The 20,756-nt window shown below is 43.5% G+C and carries 21 protein-coding genes; 5 read left to right on the top strand and 16 right to left on the bottom strand.

Annotated elements, in window-relative coordinates:
- Positions 1–146: 146 nt before the first annotated feature.
- The 12 genes from NYE35_RS05845 to NYE35_RS05790 form a co-directional block, all read right to left on the bottom strand.
- Positions 147–1,346 carry an MFS transporter gene (locus NYE35_RS05845; protein WP_038569046.1) on the bottom strand — a complete coding sequence of 400 codons (1,200 nt, stop codon included), beginning with the start codon at positions 1,344–1,346 and terminating at the stop codon, positions 147–149.
- Positions 1,347–1,517: 171 nt separating this feature from the next.
- The gene (locus tag NYE35_RS05840; RefSeq protein ID WP_052096817.1) at positions 1,518–2,126 is read right to left on the bottom strand and encodes a TetR/AcrR family transcriptional regulator; all 609 of its coding nucleotides are present in this window, start codon (positions 2,124–2,126) and stop codon (positions 1,518–1,520) included.
- 156 nt (positions 2,127–2,282) lie between these two features.
- Positions 2,283–2,633, bottom strand: a complete 351-nt coding sequence (locus tag NYE35_RS05835) for a type II toxin-antitoxin system PemK/MazF family toxin (RefSeq protein ID WP_036686777.1) — start codon at positions 2,631–2,633, stop codon at positions 2,283–2,285.
- 3 nt (positions 2,634–2,636) lie between these two features.
- Positions 2,637–2,918, bottom strand: coding sequence for a CopG family ribbon-helix-helix protein (locus NYE35_RS05830; RefSeq protein WP_025698676.1), 282 nt, complete (start codon positions 2,916–2,918; stop codon positions 2,637–2,639).
- A gap of 215 nt (positions 2,919–3,133) precedes the next feature.
- Positions 3,134–4,315 carry an alanine racemase gene (alr, locus tag NYE35_RS05825; protein WP_036686775.1) on the bottom strand — a complete coding sequence of 394 codons (1,182 nt, stop codon included), beginning with the start codon at positions 4,313–4,315 and terminating at the stop codon, positions 3,134–3,136.
- Between the two features lie 188 nt (positions 4,316–4,503).
- On the bottom strand, positions 4,504–5,589 hold the full coding sequence (locus NYE35_RS05820) for a LolA family protein (RefSeq protein WP_036686774.1): 1,086 nt from the start codon (positions 5,587–5,589) through the stop codon (positions 4,504–4,506).
- 205 nt (positions 5,590–5,794) lie between these two features.
- Complete coding sequence (locus NYE35_RS05815) at positions 5,795–5,968, bottom strand: aspartyl-phosphate phosphatase Spo0E family protein (protein ID WP_094903681.1); 174 nt, start codon at positions 5,966–5,968, stop codon at positions 5,795–5,797.
- A gap of 145 nt (positions 5,969–6,113) precedes the next feature.
- Positions 6,114–7,499: a helix-turn-helix domain-containing protein gene (locus tag NYE35_RS05810; protein ID WP_038569043.1), complete on the bottom strand. Its 1,386-nt coding sequence runs from the start codon at positions 7,497–7,499 to the stop codon at positions 6,114–6,116.
- A gap of 256 nt (positions 7,500–7,755) precedes the next feature.
- Entirely contained in the window at positions 7,756–8,514 is a 759-nt protein-coding gene (locus NYE35_RS05805) for a DUF3600 domain-containing protein (RefSeq protein WP_036686768.1), read from the bottom strand.
- Entirely contained in the window at positions 8,501–9,088 is a 588-nt protein-coding gene (locus NYE35_RS05800) for a sigma-70 family RNA polymerase sigma factor (RefSeq protein ID WP_036686766.1), read from the bottom strand. Before NYE35_RS05800 ends, NYE35_RS05805 begins: the two co-directional genes overlap by 14 nt.
- 637 nt (positions 9,089–9,725) lie before the next feature.
- Entirely contained in the window at positions 9,726–10,688 is a 963-nt protein-coding gene (locus tag NYE35_RS05795) for a DUF4367 domain-containing protein (RefSeq protein WP_341120369.1), read from the bottom strand.
- Complete coding sequence (locus NYE35_RS05790) at positions 10,685–11,251, bottom strand: sigma-70 family RNA polymerase sigma factor (RefSeq protein WP_038569035.1); 567 nt, start codon at positions 11,249–11,251, stop codon at positions 10,685–10,687. The genes NYE35_RS05795 and NYE35_RS05790 overlap by 4 nt, the downstream gene beginning before the upstream one ends.
- 218 nt (positions 11,252–11,469) lie before the next feature.
- Here NYE35_RS05790 and NYE35_RS05785 point away from each other — a divergent pair, with 218 nt between their 5' ends.
- The 5 genes from NYE35_RS05785 to NYE35_RS05765 all read left to right on the top strand — a co-directional run bounded on the left by NYE35_RS05785 (position 11,470) and on the right by NYE35_RS05765 (position 15,047).
- The gene (locus NYE35_RS05785; protein ID WP_051491478.1) at positions 11,470–11,889 is read left to right on the top strand and encodes a MarR family winged helix-turn-helix transcriptional regulator; all 420 of its coding nucleotides are present in this window, start codon (positions 11,470–11,472) and stop codon (positions 11,887–11,889) included.
- 170 nt (positions 11,890–12,059) lie between these two features.
- Positions 12,060–12,707: a hypothetical protein gene (locus NYE35_RS05780; RefSeq protein WP_036686760.1), complete on the top strand. Its 648-nt coding sequence runs from the start codon at positions 12,060–12,062 to the stop codon at positions 12,705–12,707.
- 12 nt (positions 12,708–12,719) lie between these two features.
- Positions 12,720–13,031, top strand: coding sequence for a hypothetical protein (locus tag NYE35_RS05775; RefSeq protein ID WP_341120366.1), 312 nt, complete (start codon positions 12,720–12,722; stop codon positions 13,029–13,031).
- Between the two features lie 103 nt (positions 13,032–13,134).
- Positions 13,135–14,268: a copper amine oxidase N-terminal domain-containing protein gene (locus NYE35_RS05770; RefSeq protein ID WP_341120365.1), complete on the top strand. Its 1,134-nt coding sequence runs from the start codon at positions 13,135–13,137 to the stop codon at positions 14,266–14,268.
- On the top strand, positions 14,265–15,047 hold the full coding sequence (locus tag NYE35_RS05765; RefSeq protein ID WP_076273331.1) for a TatD family hydrolase: 783 nt from the start codon (positions 14,265–14,267) through the stop codon (positions 15,045–15,047). Before NYE35_RS05770 ends, NYE35_RS05765 begins: the two co-directional genes overlap by 4 nt.
- A gap of 837 nt (positions 15,048–15,884) precedes the next feature.
- On the opposite strand, the gene NYE35_RS05760 is transcribed toward NYE35_RS05765, so the two are convergent.
- The 4 genes from NYE35_RS05760 to NYE35_RS05745 all read right to left on the bottom strand — a co-directional run bounded on the left by NYE35_RS05760 (position 15,885) and on the right by NYE35_RS05745 (position 20,603).
- A complete protein-coding gene (locus NYE35_RS05760; protein WP_076141950.1) occupies positions 15,885–16,451 on the bottom strand; it encodes a histidine phosphatase family protein in 567 nt (188 codons plus the stop codon).
- 795 nt (positions 16,452–17,246) lie between these two features.
- On the bottom strand, positions 17,247–18,548 hold the full coding sequence (locus tag NYE35_RS05755) for an MFS transporter (RefSeq protein ID WP_036680431.1): 1,302 nt from the start codon (positions 18,546–18,548) through the stop codon (positions 17,247–17,249).
- A 74-nt stretch (positions 18,549–18,622) separates the two neighbouring features.
- A complete protein-coding gene (locus NYE35_RS05750; protein WP_341120362.1) occupies positions 18,623–19,774 on the bottom strand; it encodes a winged helix-turn-helix domain-containing protein in 1,152 nt (383 codons plus the stop codon).
- A 148-nt stretch (positions 19,775–19,922) separates the two neighbouring features.
- Complete coding sequence (locus NYE35_RS05745; RefSeq protein WP_341120360.1) at positions 19,923–20,603, bottom strand: YjgB family protein; 681 nt, start codon at positions 20,601–20,603, stop codon at positions 19,923–19,925.
- Between the last annotated feature and the right edge of the window lie 153 nt (positions 20,604–20,756).

Here is a 20,756-nt window from a genome sequence, read left to right as displayed (position 1 = left end):
GCTTATACATATCTTGATCTCATAATTAAAATAGTATCACAGATTCGGCTCTGCACCAAAGACCAGCCCGAATAGCGCGCGTTGTACTGAACCGCTGTGCGCATATAGCGAGGCATCGTGGACGGGTCAGAGCCCGGATTTAGCGATTACGCCCGCTGCCCCATTCCCCGTTTGCCGGAACTCAGTGACAATACAAAACACAAAGCCAGAACGAGCGCGGCTGCCCCATATGGGAAGTTAATACTAAGATCAAACAAATACCCTGCGACGATAGGCCCAGCAATATTTCCGAGACTTGTATAAGCTGAGTTCATTCCCGCTACGAAACCTTGCTGCGATTCTCCGGCCATTTTGGAAAGCTGTGTACCTACTGCTGGACGCAGAATATCCATTGCAAAGAACACAATAAAGGTAACCGTAATAATCGCCCAAAAGCCGCTTACAAACAAGGTCAGCAGAATAAACAATGATGAGACTATAAGACAAGTGGAGATCACCTTGTTCTCCCCGAATTTATTCAAGATCCAGCCAAATGCGGACACCTGCACCACCGCACCTGCAATAGAACCAAAGGTAATTACAAAAGCGATATCCTTAGGCGTAAAGCCAAATTTATGATCCACGAACAATCCGAACACCGTTTCATAATTAGCCAGTCCAAAAGCCATGACAAATACAATAATTAAGCCGAAAAAATAGGGTTCGCGATAAGAACGCATCAGCTGTGTCAAGAAGCTTTCCTGATTATTTTTCGATAACTTCGCTTCCTTACGTTTCTCTTCAGACAGAGACTCAGGCAAGATTAAAACTGTAATTAGAGCTGCAACTCCAGCTGCACCAGCCGCACAGAAAAAGGGTACCCGCATTCCAAGCTCAGCAAGATAACCGCCAATCCCAGGACCAATAATAAAGCCGGTGGTAATGGCTGCATTAATTAGTCCCATTCCTTTAGCTCTCTCTTCAAAAGAAGTCGTGTCCGCTACATAAGCCATAACTGCCGGCATAATTAGAGCAGCTCCTGCACCACCAAGCAATCTCGAAACGAACAAGAGCCAAGGTACATTGGCCAGACCGAAAATCAGCTCCGATACCGCAAACACAATCAGACCTGCGACAATCACCTTTTTTCTACCGATTCTGTCGGATAATCTGCCGGCAAATGGCGATATTAATAATTGGGCAAGCGAGAATGAGGCGACCAAGAGCCCGACGGTACTTCCGCTGATCCCAAGCTCATTCATGTAGGTTGGCATAATTGGGACTACAAGCCCGATTCCAGTGAAAGCCAGAAAAATATTAAGCATAACAAGCAGCATAGCGCCTCTGTTTCTAAGTAACAATGACATTGTATTAACCCTCCGTGTGTTTAAAGCCAAATCTTCGAATATTACGATGTTAAGACCGACCATCCGGTCTAAATAATAGTAAAAAAATAACCCTTCCTATTCCGGTGCCTTTGAGAAGCTTCAGCCTTCATAATCCTGAATGTAAAGCTTCTTTTCATGCCCCTCGTTATCTTACCCCGTACGAATCCCTTGTAATAATAAATTTACTGCTTCCCGGTAATATTTTTTTATATCCTCCCGGGTCTTCTCATGAATCGAGAATTCAGAAACTCTTCCAATCCCTTCAAGCATGCCACTCACGATAATTACATAGTTCTCCAAGTCGCCTTTTACCAAATATCCTGTTTCAATCCCTTCCTTCAAAAGATCACGACAAGCATGTGAGGCTGCTTCATAAAGAAGTGAAAGCCGCTTGCTAATCTCTTCCGGGTGGCATCTGCTTCTGGAGAATTCCTCGAGCGCATGAATCAGTGGATTCTGAAAATCATTTGCGTAGTGCTCGGCTAACGCATAAAATCGTTCTTCGATCCCTGCAATTTCCTGTTTCTTATCATTCCACGCTTGCAGCCACTCTAACGTATCCACTTCCACTACAAATAGAAAAAGCTCATCCTTGCTCGGAAAATGGTGATACAGACTGCCCTTACTGACATTCGAGGCTACACAAACTTCATTCATAGTTACGGCAGCATAACCCTTCTGTACAAACAGCTGCGTGGCCTTACGCACAATTCTTTTTTTAGTTTCTTCTCCGTCTGAGCGTCCTTTGATTCTAAGCACCTCCTAAACCGACCGTACGGTCTAATAATATCAGATCATTTTCAAAAAGTGAAGACCTAACGATTCTTTATTTACTATACGCAAAAACGCACATTAAAAGACGCCCGGATTCGTACCCGAGCGCCAATCTCATGAGTTATCTATAACCTAGGGTGATTAAAAATCAATCAGACCAAGGCTGATTTGCAGCGATTCATCCACCTTTTTCATCGTTTCATCATCAAGGTGGGTGATCTTGTCAGTTAAGCGTTGTTTGTCAATCGTCCTAACCTGTTCCAGCAAAATAACAGAATCTCTGTCAAAGCCATGAGCAGCTGCGTCAATTTCCACATGTGTAGGTAACTTAGCCTTCTGGATTTGGGCTGTGATTGCAGCCACAATTACCGTCGGGCTAAAGCGATTGCCAATATCGTTCTGGATGACCAGAACTGGCCTTACTCCGCCTTGTTCAGAACCTACAACCGGCGAAAGATCAGCAAAAAAAACATCGCCACGTTTAACGATCAATGTCTACACCCCGCTTACTAAGCGGCCAAGAGTGCTGTCTGCATCTTCCTCCGCGAGGAAAGCCTCGCATGCCATGGTCAAGTTGATCTTAGCCATTTCCATGTAGCCGCGCTGCATGGACTCCCGGATGGAACGTTTCCTCCGTTCGCTCAAGTACAGCTTCATGGCCTGCCTAATCAATTCACTCCGGTTGGAATTCTCCAATTGAACAATTCCGTCCACTTCCTGCAAGAGATGATCGGGCAAGCTGATCATGATTCTTTTGGTGTTCTGCAAATTAGCCACCTTCTCTTCCACCCCCACAAACCTTCTGCCCTTGTGTTCCAGTGTTACAATATACAAGGAATTTTATACAAGGAATATATGCCGCCAGTATATCAAGTATGCTGCATCCCATTATAAACTAGAAATGGTGGTTCGTATAGGCTTTTAGTCACATCTCCTAATACGATACAATTCCTTCTATTTTCTCCCTTGTATAACATCACTGTCAAGAACTTTCAGTTTGTGAGTAGAGCATTTACTAATTTAGGAAGTGTGCCTTCACTTATATAAACGCGTGGCACCCGATGAGCCAACATGCAGATAACCTCGTAGTGAATTGTTCCAAGCTGGAGAGCCAACTCGTCTGCCGTGATCATCACGTCAGCTTGACGGCCGATGAGAACAACTTCTTCGCCTGCTTTAATTTGTTCCGCTTCTGCAGCGAAAGATTTGAGTGATACCATACACTGATCCATGCAGATTGTTCCGACGACAGGAACGCGGCGTCCACGTATTAGCACCTCCGCTTTGCCAGTTAGCATGCGGGAATATCCATCTGCGTACCCCACAGGTAGCGTTGCAATAATCTCCTCGCTCTCTGTGATGTACCTAGTGCCGTAACTGACGCCCCAATCGGCAGGCAGGCTTTTGACATATACAACCTGCGTCTTCAGCGTCAATACCGGACGTAGTTCTACCAGTTGACGGTTCACCTCTGTGGAGGGATAAAATCCGTACAAGCTGATGCCTACACGCACCATGTTGCTGGATAAATAAGGTGAATCAATGGCCGTAGCGCTATTGCCCGTATGTATGATCGGGATCTGAATGTTCTGCTCCCGCAGCGTTTCCGCCACGCTCATGAACCGTCGATGCTGTTCCAGTGTATAGCTTTTGTCTTGTTCGTCTGCCTTGGCAAAATGGGTAAACATACCCTCCAGCTCCGCCTGCGCAACAGACTGCACTTCAGAGATAAATGCAGGTGCGTCAGCTGGTAAAAGACCCAGTCGTCCCATCCCGCTATCAATCTTGATATGCACCTTTAGCCGATGTTCCGGATCTATAGGAAGCTGTCTTATAGCCTCCAGTACCTCCGGTGTGAACAGTGTTACAGTTACATGGTTCTCCCAGGCAACGGCTATTCCTTCTGGGGAAGTGTAGCCAAGCACCAGTATAGGAATCAGTATTCCCGCCTGACGCAGCTCCAATGCTTCATCCAAAAAAGCCACACTAACATAATCTGCTCCGAGTCTTTCCAGCTCCCGTGTCACTTCCACTGCTCCATGGCCGTACGCATTTCCTTTGACGCATCCCATAAACTTTGTCTCTGCCGGCAAGTAGCGGCGAAAGGCTTCGTAATTGGCACGCAAATCATCCAGATTAATTTCGGCTACTGTCGGTCGATAGCTTGCTTGCACTTCAAGTCACCTTCTTACGTTGTAGTAAAACGTCATTGCTGCATTGCATTAATCATTGTCTTAGTACCAATGGTAATGCTACAGAAGGTGGCTGTCAATGTGTGCTGGAGCCCCGGCAAATAAAGAAAAGCGGATACTACGTTGTAGAGGAAAGAATCCCACAAAACGCAGTATCCGCCTACTTTTTATTATTTACCCGATTGTGCCTCCATAGAAGCGGCAATTTGCATCATTTCATTAGCAGGAAGATTGGCACTTGTAATTCGGTACTCTACACCCTCAGACATCCAAGTCAATGTCTGCTGCTCATCCCCACTCAGAACTCCCCACGTAAAACCAAGGTCTTTCAGGGTTCCAGGCGCCAGTGCTACCGCACGGTCCAGTGGACGGGATTCCATAATAGTGTACTGATAAATCCCATCATATCGGATGAGAACAGCATGGTCTTTGTTGCCCTCCAATTTATGCGAGTCCTTGAACTCTACACCAGCTGGAATATAATCAGGTTCAATGATCCCAAAGTCTCCAAGCTCTGCTGCCACTGGTTGTTCAGCCTGTTCTTGGCCCTCAGGAGCTGTAACCGGATTACCATTCTCATCAACCTCAGCTACTGTGCTCTCTGCGGACTTACCCGAGGCCATGTTCTTTTCCATATCAAAGGAATCCTTGGTGAAATCCGTATCGAATTTGAAGGTGTCAAACTTCACGTTTACAACTACCTTCGCCTCAGAATCAGAGACTTGAACCTGTTTAGGCTCATAAGTCTTTTTATCAAGCCAAATCTTTTGCCGCACAAGGGCATTGCTTTGATAATTCGCGGCTACCTCGAACACATAGTTATCTCCATCTTCCACAAATTGGCGGTTATTATCCGAAACTATGCCACGAACCAACGTCTGATACAGATAGACCTGACCTTGATCATCCGGCCAATCGCTTTGGAAACGGAAGCTCTTATTCATACTTGGTGTGAGTACGAACACTCCCTCATCATTACGAAGTACGATCTGCGTAATATCCTTCTGAACATTTGCCAAGCTGATCCGGTAGTAGGAAGGATTCTTGTACCATACTTCTACCTTATACTCCTGCGGCTGTTCCCCGGTATACAGGGTCATTGTGCCAGAACCTTGGTACGTTCCCTGCTTACTTTCCAACTTGTCAGCCACATTGTTCAAATCCTTGACTACGGAAGCGGCATCCTTCTTCCCGCACCCCGTCATCACCAGGGCCACGCTCATAATGATCGCGAGTACCCATGTTATCCGGCGCATGACATCATCCCCTTAACCTGTTTTGAATGCATTGATTAGTACATGTCTATGAGGGACTTGGCCGCAATATGCAGACGGGCATGACAAGCGTGCAGCATTGATTTATTTTATGAGATCCAACAAGCCAAAAAGCCCGCGCACAGCGCTGGCTCTATACTTCATCAGAAGTTGCAATATCATTATGTAGGGTGTTTAACCATTCTCTTCAATCCTCATTATCGCTATGTACTGCTTTATTGTACTGATTAATTAATTCATCTAATCTCATGGACTGTCTGATCACATTCGGATGCAAAAGCCCTCCGTGTTGCCTCTCCATTAAATAAAGTTTTTTTCTAGCACCCTCTATTCTCTTTTGGATAATTTCCTGATCATTCATTAACACTACCTCCCTAATTTAATATATTAGAGGTATATGTCAAATTCTATATTTTACATTAAAGTGCATTACTACAATTCAATAGATAGCGATCTCAGATTTAATCTGAAAACTCTTTTTTGTTTCTTCTATAAAACTATCAATACTAGGCACTTCCAATAACAAAACCATTTTTCTTTTCATTGATTCTAATCAGATTTTGGTATTGCTTCTGCGTTTCTAAAGATGCAGTATGCCGAAGCTGCTCAAACATTCTGACACACTTTATTATACAGGATTCGTTATTAATCCTTACAGAAGTCTCCAAACTATCCATTATATACTTTATACTAAGCTCATATTTTCCTCTTCTTATATAATACAATGCTATTTCAGCCATAAAAAAAGTGTATCTGTCTTCGATAATTTGTCGATTATAACATTTAAGATTTCTCTGCTGATCTCTATAATCTGATATTTCTTGCTCAAACCGCTGAAGAATATCATCCACATTAAAATCATAGTGATTGGCTGCCTGAAGGATTTTGAACAGACCTGGAAGAATGTCTTCCTCTCTTTTTTCAATATAGGTCACATATTCCGGAAGCGCTGTCACATCACCTTTTAAAATTCTCAGTAAATATATATTGCCCTGTGCCCAACCCATACATCGATTCATAAGTTGCAAAGCTTCCTCCGTATCCTCACGGATCCAGCTCATATCCATGTAAAGGTTAACATACTGCAATGCTCTATCATAATCTCCCAGCTCTCTGTAAACTACTGAACGTAACACATAAGAAAATAGAATATATGAAAATAAGGGCATTGCAGGTTCCTTCTGTAACCCGTTTTTTCTGGCTCGCTCATTATTATACTTATATTGAATGGATGCTTTTTTTTCAATTTCAATAGCTATGAGCATTACCTTATCCCAATACCTCAATGCGCTATATGTATTCGCCAGAGCCTTCAGCGCGTCAAGTTGATCGACTTCATCAAGCCGATTTACAAAACCCTCAAACTGCACAGCTGCTCGCAAATTCAGATCCTGATCACCCCCTAGAGCAATCGTGAACAGTCTGTATTGGCAAAAAGCCAGCCGCTCTGAATGCTGATACTTCTCACTCTCCGCGACACTCCGGTATAACAACGCTGCAGCATCATATTTTCCTTGTACAAAAAAATCTTCTGCTGTATCAAACAACGAGGGTGTATAAGATAGGCTGTCCATCATGATTCCAATCACCCGACTTATACATTCCAGCTTATCTAGTTCAGCACAGCGATATAGAAAAGGTCGAAGTCGTCTCCAATTGGGATTGGAATGTATGAAACACTCCTCCACATACATATCATAAAAGCCGCCTTCTTCTAATCCCATTCCTTTTGTAATACGGTCTAATTGCTGCATGGCTATAGGCCGATTCCCATTGATAATGTTGCTAATTGTGCCCGAATTCACTTTAGATACCTCTGCGAATTGATTAATTGTTATTCCATTCTTCTTGAGGTAGTCCGCCAGTTCTGCACGAATGGTCATCTGCTTCATGATCAAAGCCACCTTTCGCCATCATGATTCATATATAGATCAATAGTATTTAAATAATAATATGTCTAATTATTCCAGTGGTCAAATACTTTTTTTTGGCTTAATTGATTATACATTTATTCAATTAGTGATGTATAAAATACAAATTAGCCGAATGTAAAAAACCACCAGAACACAAGGTGTATTAGACCTTTTCTGGTGGCTTTTCTAATGCTACTTCTATCCATAGTTATTCAATACATGCATTTAAATTCAACTAAGAACTAGGTTTAATCATCATGTCCAGCTTATTTATATAAGGACCGAGCGCTTCAATTAACTTCTCTTGGTTTTGTATCTCCTCTTTCGAAAGCCGATCCATATGAACACTTCCATCTGCATCAAATACCTTGGCATCATAGCTTTGCAACTCATTTATTAATTGTTCGATCTCCTCAAACTCTTCTTTAGTAAACCTCTGTTCAGCTTTTTCCAGCACGCCATTCCAGAAAGTATCACGATCAACGACAGCCGCCTTTGCCTGAGGGATTTCATTTTCATTCATTTTCTCGAAATAAGGTTTAAGCTCAACCTGTAAATCATTATATGCCTTTTGATCTTTCGCACTTAACTGTTCTAGGTGAAAGACTCCGTCAGCATCGGCCATTTGCAGATTGTAAGCTCCCAATTCCTCTAGTAAAGACATCAATCTTGTAAATTCCTCTTCGTTAAAGCTTTGTTTCGCGTTCTGCAGCTTGGCTTCAAGCCTGTCATATTGTTGCTGGGTTACTCCAATCGTAGCAGCAGTTGCTTGTGAGCCATACAGGGTATCCGCCAAATAATTATATCCGGCATATGCTCCAGTAGGAATTAATAATGCAGCCGCCAAAATGCTTGCTACAAGCCATTTTTTCATTCGTCTTCCCCCTGATCTCGTCTCGGTCTGATTTAGTATTTGCTTCTTCAGTTCCGGTGGGGCACTTAGATTTCTCGCCTCTTCCTGCAGAACTGTCCGTAACTCTTCATTGAAATTCATGCAGGTCCTCCACCTTTCCCTTAAAAAGAGTATGATTCTCCGGCTTCTGACGAAGCTTGTGCAGTGCAGCATGAATACGGGATTTCACCGTACCCAGAGGGATACCCAGTATCGCGGCACTTTCTTCCTGTGAATATTCATTTAAATAGTGCAGAATAATCACCTGCTTCAGCTTAAATGGAAGACGATCTACACTTGCTAGTAGACGGCGGTTAGCTAACCTGTCCACAACATCACTAGTGAAATCAGGTTCCATCCTTAAATCAGTCTGCTCTACTTTTTTAACCATTCGGAGATGCGTCCATCTCTTTCTTCGATAGGCATGAATTTGCCGCATAACCAGCCCCATAAGCCAAGGCCTAAAAGGACGATTGACGTCAAATTGCTCAAGCGACCGGTGCACCTGAATATAAATCTCCTGAACAACATCATCCACATCGGAGGTTTCGCGAACGAGAAAATGAACGGTCTGATACACATCCCGAATCGTTGCTTCATATAGTTCACTGTACGCTTCACGGCTGCCGGCTAGCGTAAGCGCAATGAGCTGAGAATATTCATTTGGATGTTTCATCCCTCTCAATCCCTCCTTCGGTCTTACACTATGTATTGGTACATAGAGAATAAATCGTTCGATTTATTTTTTACTCTGCAGCGGCTTAATGGAGTAGATGAAGTAAGCGGAGGCTGACCGCCAGCTGAACAGATTATGGGCAGGTGGAAGCTGATCTTCAGCTTTGCCTGAGCAGATTATGGGCGGTGGAAGCTAGTCTTCAGCTTTGCACGAGCAGATTATGGGCGGTGGAAGCTAGTCTTCAGCTTTGCTTGAGCAGATTATGCGCAAGTGGAAGCTGATGTTCGGCTTTACACGCCAGCTTTGGCCGGATCCCGCAGAAATCTATGAGATAACTGCATTCTGTACACTTATTCCATATGCAAAAAGGTTTACTCTGATTTTAAGTGTATTCTATACAATTAAAAAGCGGAGAAACTTCCTATAGTGGGATAAATCGTGAAAATAAGTGTACGAAATACAGCTATTTTCATTGGAGAGATGTTTTGCAGGAATATAGTTGTACGAAGTACAGCTATATTCTCCCACTCATTGTTTGCATGTGCCCTCAATAAAGCGAAAAAGGGGAGATCCATATGGATCATCCCCTTGCCTATATATACTCGAACAGTAACCGCCTATCTCTCTAAAAAATCAGTCAGCGGATAGACTCAGCAACTTTGATCAAATCATTCTTGTCCAAGCTAGCTGATGTTACACCGTATAAGACTCCATTGGCTTCCCAGTCCAACCCTTTTCCATTAACCAATACAGCATCAACTCCGTTAATCTTCACTTTTTCGATGGTGCCATCCGTCGACATCTCATAAGCCGTTTCGGAATCAGCGTGCCGCTGCTGCATCGAGATGATCTCATCGGTAGCTTCATTAACAAAATATAAATTAATATATTTGCTGTTGATTACTTCACCATTGCTATCCTTATAAAACTCTGCACGATCAAAGGTATAACCGTCTGGCAAATACTCCGGCAATCCCACATTAAAAATCGTATATTCATTTAGCTTGCTAGAATCCCTCTCGATCAGCAATTCCGCTTTCTCTTGATCCCTCTCAGATTGCGTAACCAGTCTGCCGTCTTCAACTCCGACGATTTTTTCCCCATCAGCATTGTAGATATCACCTGCCTTTTGAGCAGCGTCGAGGGTCACAAGCGCATTTCCTTTGCTATCAAAAATCTTCCCCTTAAAGTCATCCGGAATCACGTTGGAATCCGCAGAAAATTCTACTTCATGGGCTACAATATGGCCTAAGTTTATCGTTTGCAATACTTTCATTAACAGCTCCTGTGCAAATGACGGCTGCACAAAAGTTACACTTAATACGCTAACCACTAGCAAAGTTGCCAGCATAACAGCAGGACGTCTTAATCTATGTTTTGTATGCAATCCTTTCTCCTCCTTTTGGCCGGCATACTTTCTCCGAGCCTTATTCAGAATGGCTGTTTTGTCAGAGCCCTCGCTGAAATCTTTATGGGCCAGAACCCTGCCTAGCTCCAGCAGCTCCTTGTACTCCTCAGCATTCTTTAAATCATTTGCTGCTCCATTTATACTTTCATCTAAATCTGCTAAGAACTTCTGCTGTATGTCTTTACTCTTCATAGCTGCTCCACGCTCCCTATTTCAGTCTTCAGCTTTTTCATAGTCCGGTAGAGTATCACACCGATATTGCTCTCCGAAATTCCCGTAACCTGGGCAATCTCTCTGTTTCTCAGATTAGCACCAAATTTAAGAGCCACAATATTCCGCTCCTTTGAGCTCAATGTATTCAAGGCTTCGTTAAGCCTTCCACTACGTTCTCCCTGGAGGATCAAGCTTTCCGGATCTTTTCTGCTAGAAACCAGTTCCTTGACGGCATCCAGCGAAAAGAAACTTTTCCTTTTAAAACTCCGGTAATGATCATTGACCACATTTCTGGCAATGGCGAATAACCATACCTCTAAAGGAGCTTTTTCCTGAGAATAGGTCGATAGTTTCGCCAACATCTTCTCAAAAACAAGGCTTGTCAGATCCTCAGCCGTATGGAGAGAACTAACCCGGTAAGCGATGTAGTTGAATATTCTTTTATAGTAGGTTTCAAAAATCGTTGTGAACAAAACATCTATGTCAGTATTTTCCTGTATATTCTCTTTAACAAAAGGATGAAGCAATGCGCGCTCATGCATCAATCTAACTCTCCTTTCCCACCAAATTTTCACTTAGCTAAGTAAAATCATCAGTTAATACGATATATTTCCAATTTCATTACAAGATATAAAAAAAGAAGGGTTCCAGCGCTAAATTCAGTCTTTCTAACCAAGCTACAGTAACCCGTCAACTTGACAAGCTTATTATAGCTTCTATATATTTTAGTAACTAAAGTAAATTGGAGCGAGGCAATGTTATGAGCACAAAGGAAGAGAAACAAAATGCTATCCATAAGGTCATGGAATCTATGGCAAATGTGCAGCAGAAATCCCAGTTTTTCATTGATATGATCACTAAAAAGGAAACCCTGACTCACAATCAGATCATGCTGCTGTTTCAACTCCGGCTTACCGGAAGCTTGAACATTACTGACATCTCTGAACGCTTCGTGGTCACACCCGGAGCCGCTTCTTCCATGTGCGATAAACTTGAGGAAGCCGGACTTATTGAACGGGTGCGGACTAAAGAAGACCGCAGAGTTGTCAATATTGTCCTTACAGAACAAGGCGATCAGCGTATCCATACAATATTTGAAGCATTTCCTACCTCAGATCTGAATAAAATCTCCGGAACTTTAGAACAAATAAATAAATTGATGGAACAAATGATGCACTAACAGCCTTCATTTTGCTCCTTATCAGCTATACTCTTTTCTATAAACACTGTCTGTCAGGAAACTGACGGCAGTGTTTTTTATGTTAAACTCCTAAATTATTATATTGACTATATATTATAATGAATATATATTTTAATCATTAAAATATATTTTGAAGGACGGTACTGTAAATGTCCAATAATAACAATACTTATGAACGTACTGACATGATCGATCCACCGTTGAAGGTAAGAGGTTCGCTGTTTGTCCGAGAGAATATTCGTGCGGTTACTGTTGATGTGTTTGGCCACTTAAGTACTAAAAGTAGTGTCTCGACATCAAAACTCAAAGTATCTGGCGACTGTACAATTGGGGGGAATTGTAAGGCCAATCAGGTAAACAATCTAGGGAGTCTGCGCGTTCAAAATATCCAAGCAGATAATCTCCGATCTTCTGGATACATGTCCGTAGCAGAAAATGCTGCAGCCGGGACTTTTTATGCTGAAGGTGCTGTGAACATAAAGAGACTAAATGCAGATTCATCGATTGAGATCCGTTTAGGCAATAGAAGCACAGTCGAGGTTATGAGAGCTGGCGGTGACATTATCGTTAAACCCTCCTCCAAGTTGATTAATGCGCTGATGCACCCTTTTCGAAAACTTACCTGCACAACGATTGAAGGAACTAGCATAACGTTATACCGGACGACAGCTGACCTTGTGTGCGGTGAAGAAATCATCGTCGGACCGGGTTGTACCATTGGGGAAATCCGCTATAGCAAAAGTCTAACGGTGGATCTTAAGTCGCAAGTTGACCGAACTGTATTTTTAAACCAATAAAGGAGAGTCTACATGGAAAAAACCACTCATTTGTCAGGAGCCACTGTACTCAAAAATATCGCTAAAGGTGCCACCATCTTGTTCTGTGTACCGATCCTTAGTGTCTGGGCCGTGGGGAGTGTTGTCTGTGCAATCATTGCACCTATCGGTGGTGTGCTAGGTATTGTTGGCATCAAAGGGATAGGACTAAATGCCTTCCCAGATTATGATTTCCCGAACATTCTCAGCCTTCCAATTGGTCTGTGCCTCTCCTTACTTTTGTTCATTTCTTTCTATTACACTCGTCGTTTATTGCGTGGATGCCTGCATTTTATAAAAAACTAGCGAACTGTAACAAGCTTGTATTCTCTTTGTTAATAGAAAGTGACCTACAACGCGCTGTTTTATTCTATACTTAAGGGGACTGGACTTTATCCTGGAGGTAATTATGAATAAAATCATCGCTATAGGAGCTATCACGCTCTTTTTGGCCGGATGCGGAGCATCGGCAACCATAGATATGGATACAACAATGGCTATTAACCAAACACAAGCTACTTCAGCACCACTGAAACTAATCGTGGACGGCGAAGCCGTTCTTCCTACTCTCTCCCCTTTTTTCCTAGATGATAAGGTCTATGTACCTGCAAAAGTACTAATGGAATACTACACCTCAGAACAAAAATGGGATAATAACTTAAAGACCTTGACCATCTCTGATGGAAGCAGTAGTTATGTTCTGACGCCGGACAATGAGTATATGCAAGCTGATGGATATCAAACCTCGCTTGAAGGACCAGCTATTCTACGAAATGGTATTTTATATATTCCTGCCGATTCCTTAAACTCTCTGTCTGGTGCCACTGCGCAGCTGAATGCAGCTGGAACTGAAGTATTAATAACATCAGGGGATGTTAGTACTACCGTCAGAACACCCAGCGAACCTCTCGCTATTGCTACAGAAAATGACCAAGTGAAGCTGTATACTACCCTTAAAGATGGCGGTACCTACGAAGGATTTGTTGTAGAGGTGAACGGTAACAAGCATACATTTGATTGGGAAACACCCAGACTCCTAAGTTACCCTCCTGAGATTCATTATGCCGACATCGATCAGGATGGACAGGAAGAAGTCGTTGTCATTCTGTGGCTCGGAACAGGTACGGGCATGTCCATGCAGGAACTTCACGTGATTAAGCCTAACCCGTGGGAAGAAGTCACTGTCCCTTCTGCAGATAAAGCCGCCTCCGCATTGGTTACGTCAAAAATTTCTAATGAAAAAGGGGACGCCCTGATTCAAATTCAAGTTAAAGGCTCAACTCCATCCATGGTGACTTTGCGATATCCAGATCGTGCTGAGGATGGCAATCTAGGCGAACAAGCCGGCATTGGTGCTGTTACTCACTACATAGTGGAAGAGGGCAAGCTAAAGGCGGAAACAAATGTTTATATTGGATTTCTGGAGAGTATTGGCACACTAACCTTTGCCTACAAACCGGGAAAATATGGAATGGAACCCGACCCTATTCGCTTCGAGGTTCATGAGGAATTAGCTTCTTACGTGGAGGGTAAACAGTTATGATTGATGCCCATATACATTTAGAGCAATATGAACCTGAAGTTGCCGAACAGATACTGAGTGAACTACCTGACATGGGAATTAAAGCCCTTATCGCTGTCTCTATGAATTTGGACTCTTGTATACGCACCCAAAGACTTGCAGCCATAAATCCCGGCGTGGTCCGTCCAGCTTATGGCTTTCATCCAGAGCAACCCCTGCCGCAGGATGCTGAGCTGGCTGCTCTGCTGAAATGGATCGAGAGTCAATCTAGTGAGGATTATATTGCTGTGGGGGAAATCGGGCTGCCTTACTATACGCGTGCTGAAGCTTTAGAACGTGGCGAAACCTTTGATATGGACCCCTATATTGAGCTGCTGGATCAGTTGCTTGGGTTAGCTGCCCGTCTCAATAAACCTGTGGTGCTGCATGCTGTCTATGAAGATGCGCTTATTGCTTGTGATCTCCTGGAAAAACATAACATACAGCATGCCCACTTTCACTGGTTCAAAGGTCCAGAAGAAGCCATTGCCCGCATGATTAAGAACGGCTACTATATCTCCTTCACCCCGGATATCCTGTATGAGCCGGAGATACAGGCGCTTGCCCGCCGTTATCCCCCAGAGCTAGTCATGGCTGAAACCGATGGTCCTTGGCCGTTCGAAGGACCTTTTGCTGGGAATATAACCCATCCGTCTATGATTCGCGAAGTCGCCGCTGCTTGGGGAGTGCTCCATGGTTACACCCCCGGCGAAGCGGAAGAGTTAGTGACTGCGAATGCTAAGCGATTTTATAGCTTGTAGATAGTTTTATAGCTTGTAGATAGCTCTATAGACTATAGATAGATCTATTGCTTGTAGATAGTTCTATTGTTAGAGTAGAAGAAAGTCAGTGCCTTAGCTAGAATAGCCTAAAGTCAGACTAACGTTATGATTAAACACAGCTTGGCTTGTGAAGCCGTATTTTTCATAGTGGAAGTACTGTTCACAAGCCAACCTTACTTAATCCAAATCCCCTTACCCATTTTCATTTGATTCGGTAATATTTTCGCGTACATATTTTTGCGTATGTATTTACGTGGACGTATTTATGCGTACGTATTTACTCGTACGTATTTATGCGTACGTATTTACTCGTGCGTATTTATGCGTACGTATTTACTCGTACGTATTTATGCGTACGTAATTTACGCGTATGTATTTACGTGGACGTAGTTTACGCGTACTTATACCTGTACGCATTTATGCGTACGTGTTTAAGTGTACTTATTTATGCGTATGTATTTTACGCGTACCCATTTACGTGTATCTAATTACGTGTACGTATTACCTGTACGTAATTACGCGTACGTATTTACTCGTGCGTATTCACTCGTGCGTATTCACTCGTGCGTATTCACTCGTAGCCGCTATCGGACACAGCTGACCTTATATGCAGCAATTCCCCACTTTTGGGATGAGAAAGGACCCCAGAGTCGCTATTGGCATAAAAAACACCCAATAAGGTGCTCTTTTTAAGGAATAACGACGCTGGAGTCCGAAACCATGCTCCAAAGGCTAATAATCTGCGAATAATGTCATCTGGGTCCGTAAGCCTCAGGTTGATGATGACTCGGGACGCTTGTAAGCAGTCCCCAATAATCATAACCTCTCCACATCCACTAACGTTCCGCCTGCGAACTTCATTTTATAAATATCCGGCTTTGTGGTTTGAAGAAGAAAGCTCAGATCATATTTGGCATCAAAATAGTTCATCATAAGCGTCATGACTGCCCCGTGAGTTCCAATAGCAACCTTTTGACCGCTGTGATTGCTCAGTATTTCTGCCAGCACACTAACTGAACGCTTCTGACACGCATGAATGGATTCCCCACCAACTGGGACAAAATCCGGATCTTCAAACATTTTTGTCAGTAATGGATACAGCTCCTGATCAGTCGTAATCTTATTTCCGTCCGAGAAATGGATTTCCCGGAGGTCTTCAACACTCTGAATCTCTGCTCCTAACTCCTGCGCCAATCCAGAAATCGTATGTATAGCCCGAAGGTATGGACTTGAATAGAAGACTTGAATTCCTTCCAGACGTAGTTTTTCCGTTATCTTGCGGGCATCCGTCTCCCCCTTCGCGGTTAGTACGCGAGTCCTTTCAGTTTCTCCGGGCAGTTTGGGCGACTCACCGTGCCTCACCATGTAAATAAAAGTAGCCATCCTTTCCATCCTTTCCATCCTTTCCATCCTTTACCTCTACAAATTCTAATGTTCTAGCCAATCTCCTCTACACACTAAAAAAGCCCTTACGGACGAGAAACTGTCCTATCGGGCTAGGTAATATTGTAACTTATAACGTTTCGTGCAGCAGTTGCTTTAGATCACAAAGTAATAACTTATTGAGAGGTCACTTATTAAGGAGATACTTATTGAGAAGTCACTTACTGAGAAGTCACATATTAAGGCGACTATGACTAAAGAGACTCTTAATTGCACTATATACAACTATTAAGCGTAAAAAGAGACATCCTGAGCAAATAAGTGTACTTTGTGCAACTAAAAATCATCATTCCTAGACTAAAAGGGAGAATATCAAATAATAACTGCACAAAGTACAACTAAATCCCAGTTTGATCGATGGAGGGGAATTTAACTGCACATTCTGCAACTAAATGCTAGGAAGTCACGCTAGATTATCTTTGCTACTCAACCTGTCTAGTCTAGCTAAGTATCTGCTAGGTTGTCAGGCTAGGTTCTCTCTGCCACTCAAGTTTTCTAGTCCCGCTAGGGAACGGCTAGTTTGTCACGCTAGATTATCTTTGCTACTCAACCTGTCTAGTCTAGCTAAGTATCGGCTAGGGAGTCACGCTAGATTGTCTCTGCCACTCAACCTGTCTAGTCTAGCTAAGTATCTGCTAGGTTGTCACGCTAGGTTCTCTCTGCCACTCAACCTTCCCAGTCTAGCTAATCTAGTCCAGTTAGGAAGTCCCGCTAGCTAGACTAGCGTGCTACCTGCTAGCTCCCCTCCATCACCTCAACTGTCCTAGATTGCTCCGCAGAGCTATCGTTCATCTCTTTCTGCGCAGGCCACAGCACACGCCCAAATGCGATGCCCAGCACACCAATCAGAGCGATTACGATGCCGAAATTCAAAAAGATACGGCTAGGCCCAGCAATCTGAACCATCATTCCGCCGAGAAGTGGTGCGCCAATCATAACTCCGCTAAGAATGGTACTCTGAATACCGAACACACGCCCTGTCATGTGCGGGGGTGTTTCTTTTTGCAGACAATAATTGAACGTGATAATAAAAATTCCATTCCCAATACCTAGTAAGAACCCTAATAGCAATACAGAAATACTGGAAGCTCCTGGCTGAAGCAGTCCAAGTCCCCCAACCGATAAACCCATCAGCACATAACCCGTTCCAAGCTTCCAGCCATAACCTGTTCCGCGATTCATTTTGTTCATGACCATAATGATGAATACAGCACCGCCTCCGGATGCCGCCACGAGCCAGCCCAGTAAAGATTCATTAGAGGGTGCAAGTACCCTAAATAGACTGGTGAATTGAAAATCAATCATCTGAATAGCCATTGAACAGACTATGCCAAACAGCATGGTATTTAGCAGCAACCTACTATGCAGCATAAAATTCCAGCCTTCTTTCCACATCGTGCGGAGAGCAACACGTTCCTCTTGATCGCCCTTGCCTTCTGTGCCAACTTGTTCTACTTCACTTTTCTTAACTGTAAGTAGGAGCAAATAGGAACAGCCTCTAAGGCAAGCATTGATCAATATACACCACTGTGGCGTAAGAACAGACAACGCGAAGCCGCCCAGTAAAGGTCCCGCGATTTTCGAGCCTTGATTTACAAGCCCATTAAGCGAGGTAGCTTGAAGCAGTTGGTCTTCTCTAACCATACTACGGGTCATCGACTGCTGAGCAGGCACGTTTAACGTAGAAATGGCAGCACGCAACATCAATAACGGGAGCAACCACACCATACTGGGAGCAAATAATACGAATACGGTTAACAATGCCGTAAGCAGATCACACATCCGCATTAGCTTCAGCTTGTTCAGTCGGTCAGCCACTACCCCTGCGAACGAGCCCAGCAAAATCCCCGGCAAAGCTATGGAGACCGGAATCAAAGCCAGCATTAGCGGGCTGGCCTGCCAGCGGTACCCTACGAGTACCTGAATTGCTAAGGCATCGAACCAATCCCCAAAGGTAGCCGTCGCATATGCGCTGTACACACGCATATACACCTTGTTCTTAAGCAGGCTCGTGCCTGCTTGTGTTGAAGCATTCATTAAACATTCCTCCAAATTACAATTAAGAACTTATTAGCATGACCTTAATGTAATGGAGAATTGTCAGAGAATTATCAGGGGGCAGTCACAAGGTTCGTAAGCACGGTATCCAAGGATTGTTCTAACCGATGGAATCCCCGCTCTTCCTTCTCCCGTTCAAATATATCCACATATTTGCGATACAAAGCTGGCTTAGGTGGAAACTGTTTACAAAAATGAACTATTCGGTACAATGCATATATCCGTATCGGCACGAACCCTGACATCTCAAGCACCTGAAGTGCCTCATCCAACAGTTGCTCGGCTTCACGCCAAGACTTGCGCCGTAGAAACCACAAGCCCCTTGTAACTTTATAACTACCAATCTCACGCAAATAAGGTTTCTCCAGCAAAAGTGCTTCAATGTCTGTTGCCATCCGTTCTATTACGTGATCTTCTGTTCCCATCCACAAGTGTGTAAGCATTTCTGAGGTCGCCGTTATAGGAATGAAACTCTCATACCCCGGCTCTTTAATCACTTCATATGTTAGCTTTAGTCGTTCCAGTGCTTTTTCCGGTTGCCCTGCCAGCGTGTACAAATCCAGAATATTTAGAATCTCCACTTCGCGATGCTGAGGCGGCAAAAGAATTTTTTTCTCAAGGACCAACTCACAGAACTCTAATTTTTTCTTAGGATCACCCAATAGAACATAACAGATTAATAAGGAATAAAACCGTTCCTCTATCCCCACCTCGGTTGTGTTCAGCAGCCAATCCAAATCTCCCTGTACAAAATGAATATAGATCGAATAAAACGGATCCATCGCATACCCCAAAACATCCTGTTGGCGTGCGAGGATTAACATCGAGCGACCTTGGCCATATAGGTGATATTTCTTGAATACCTCCCGCATCGTCTTTTGCATCTCTAAGTCATATGTAGTCGGATTGGCCATAGCAGCTGAGGGCTCCTGCATAGTCAGACTATAACCAAATCCCCGAACAGTCTTAATATCTAAGTCTTGAAACTTGCCTAGCTTTTTACGAAGCCGATAAATATGATCATCTACCGTTCGCTCTACCGGATATTCAAGCGGCCATACTTTATCCAGCAGTTGTTCTCGACTGAATGTACGCCCTCTATTTTTGTACAAAAACTGAAAAAGCGTAAATTCTTTTGGGAATAATTCTATCGTTATCCCTTCTGCGGTCACTTTATATTCACTTTTATTTAATTCCAGCTGCATGATAGAACCTCACTTTCCCCGAACCCGCTCATTGGTTACATTATAACAGTCCGTCCAAGGCCTACTCCACCTCAAAAAAGAACATACAAAAAGAACAACCCACAGATTCCTCTGCATGATTGCTCTCTCCTCTTCTAACCCATGCCACTTACCCAGCCATATTGTTAAAGGAATCCTGTTCACTAAACACGGAAATATGATCTACTGTACCGGTCGAGCTTGGAATAATAAATTTCAGCTGGTATTGATCATTGGCTTGATAGGTGTAAATCTTATCGTCTCCGTTCACTTTGGTAGCGTCAGGCTTGCCGAGTGTTGCCTCAATTTGCTTCAGCGTCAGCTTTTGCAGCGCGGAATCACTTGAACGAACATCGAAGATTAAACTTCCTTTATTAAATCCAAACACGACATGTTTGTCAGTGTAGGTAGCATAAATACCTTTTCCCGCTGACTCTTGTTGATCAGGTTTGCCCCAATCCGCTTCGACCTCATCAATGAGTCCGGTATGAGCGGCATATTTTACACCGGGTACCTTCCCCTTTTTGGCAAGCTCGAGCAACTCTTTAAGCTGTTTGTCGCTATTTTGTGAATTTGAGCCGGTTGAATCTTTATCAGTCTCCGTAGGGGAGGAAGTCGCTGCTGGTACAGTTTCTGCTGGGGTGCTTGATGGACTAACTTCCGGCTCAGAGGTTGCTGTTACAGCCGTTTCTGTTGGCGCCGTTGCCTGGGATTCTGAATTCCCCGCCTCATTGTTCGAGCTGCATCCAGCAAGCCCAATCATTCCTGCGAGTAGGATAGAGCCTGCTATTAATTTTATCTGTACTGGCATGATGTCATCTCCTTAGTGGATTACCTTAAAGTCGTCTTGCAAAAGTCATCTTGCAAAAATGAAACTGAACATACAGACGAGGTGAAAATCAAATAGTTGCAGGATAGCGGCAATTTTTCTGGCTAACCCTCTTTTACCCATATCTACAAATAT

Source organism: Paenibacillus sp. FSL L8-0494 (assembly GCF_038003695.1).
GTDB lineage: Bacteria > Bacillota > Bacilli > Paenibacillales > Paenibacillaceae > Paenibacillus_AQ > Paenibacillus_AQ odorifer.
Note: the sequence above shows the minus strand (reverse complement) of the source record. Positions and strands in the feature narration are given on the sequence as shown.

Bases quoted from the DNA above. Each gene is read 5' to 3' on its own strand.
- NYE35_RS05775 (WP_341120366.1), top strand. From the start codon at position 12,720: ATGGAAAAAACCACTCATTTGTCAGGAGCCACTGTACTCAAAAATATC.
- NYE35_RS05800 (WP_036686766.1), bottom strand. From the start codon at position 9,088: ATGAAACATCCAAATGAATATTCTCAGCTCATTGCGCTTACGCTAGCC.
- NYE35_RS05755 (WP_036680431.1), bottom strand. From the start codon at position 18,548: ATGAATGCTTCAACACAAGCAGGCACGAGCCTGCTTAAGAACAAGGTG.
- NYE35_RS05820 (WP_036686774.1), bottom strand. From the start codon at position 5,589: ATGCGCCGGATAACATGGGTACTCGCGATCATTATGAGCGTGGCCCTG.
- NYE35_RS05845 (WP_038569046.1), bottom strand. From the start codon at position 1,346: ATGTCATTGTTACTTAGAAACAGAGGCGCTATGCTGCTTGTTATGCTT.
- NYE35_RS05815 (WP_094903681.1), bottom strand. From the start codon at position 5,968: ATGAATGATCAGGAAATTATCCAAAAGAGAATAGAGGGTGCTAGAAAA.
- NYE35_RS05790 (WP_038569035.1), bottom strand. From the start codon at position 11,251: ATGCATGAGCGCGCATTGCTTCATCCTTTTGTTAAAGAGAATATACAG.
- NYE35_RS05770 (WP_341120365.1), top strand. From the start codon at position 13,135: ATGAATAAAATCATCGCTATAGGAGCTATCACGCTCTTTTTGGCCGGA.
- NYE35_RS05750 (WP_341120362.1), bottom strand. From the start codon at position 19,774: ATGCAGCTGGAATTAAATAAAAGTGAATATAAAGTGACCGCAGAAGGG.
- NYE35_RS05745 (WP_341120360.1), bottom strand. From the start codon at position 20,603: ATGCCAGTACAGATAAAATTAATAGCAGGCTCTATCCTACTCGCAGGA.
- NYE35_RS05780 (WP_036686760.1), top strand. From the start codon at position 12,060: ATGTCCAATAATAACAATACTTATGAACGTACTGACATGATCGATCCA.
- NYE35_RS05760 (WP_076141950.1), bottom strand. From the start codon at position 16,451: ATGGCTACTTTTATTTACATGGTGAGGCACGGTGAGTCGCCCAAACTG.
- NYE35_RS05765 (WP_076273331.1), top strand. From the start codon at position 14,265: ATGATTGATGCCCATATACATTTAGAGCAATATGAACCTGAAGTTGCC.
- NYE35_RS05805 (WP_036686768.1), bottom strand. From the start codon at position 8,514: ATGAATTTCAATGAAGAGTTACGGACAGTTCTGCAGGAAGAGGCGAGA.
- NYE35_RS05810 (WP_038569043.1), bottom strand. From the start codon at position 7,499: ATGAAGCAGATGACCATTCGTGCAGAACTGGCGGACTACCTCAAGAAG.
- NYE35_RS05785 (WP_051491478.1), top strand. From the start codon at position 11,470: ATGAGCACAAAGGAAGAGAAACAAAATGCTATCCATAAGGTCATGGAA.
- NYE35_RS05795 (WP_341120369.1), bottom strand. From the start codon at position 10,688: ATGAAGAGTAAAGACATACAGCAGAAGTTCTTAGCAGATTTAGATGAA.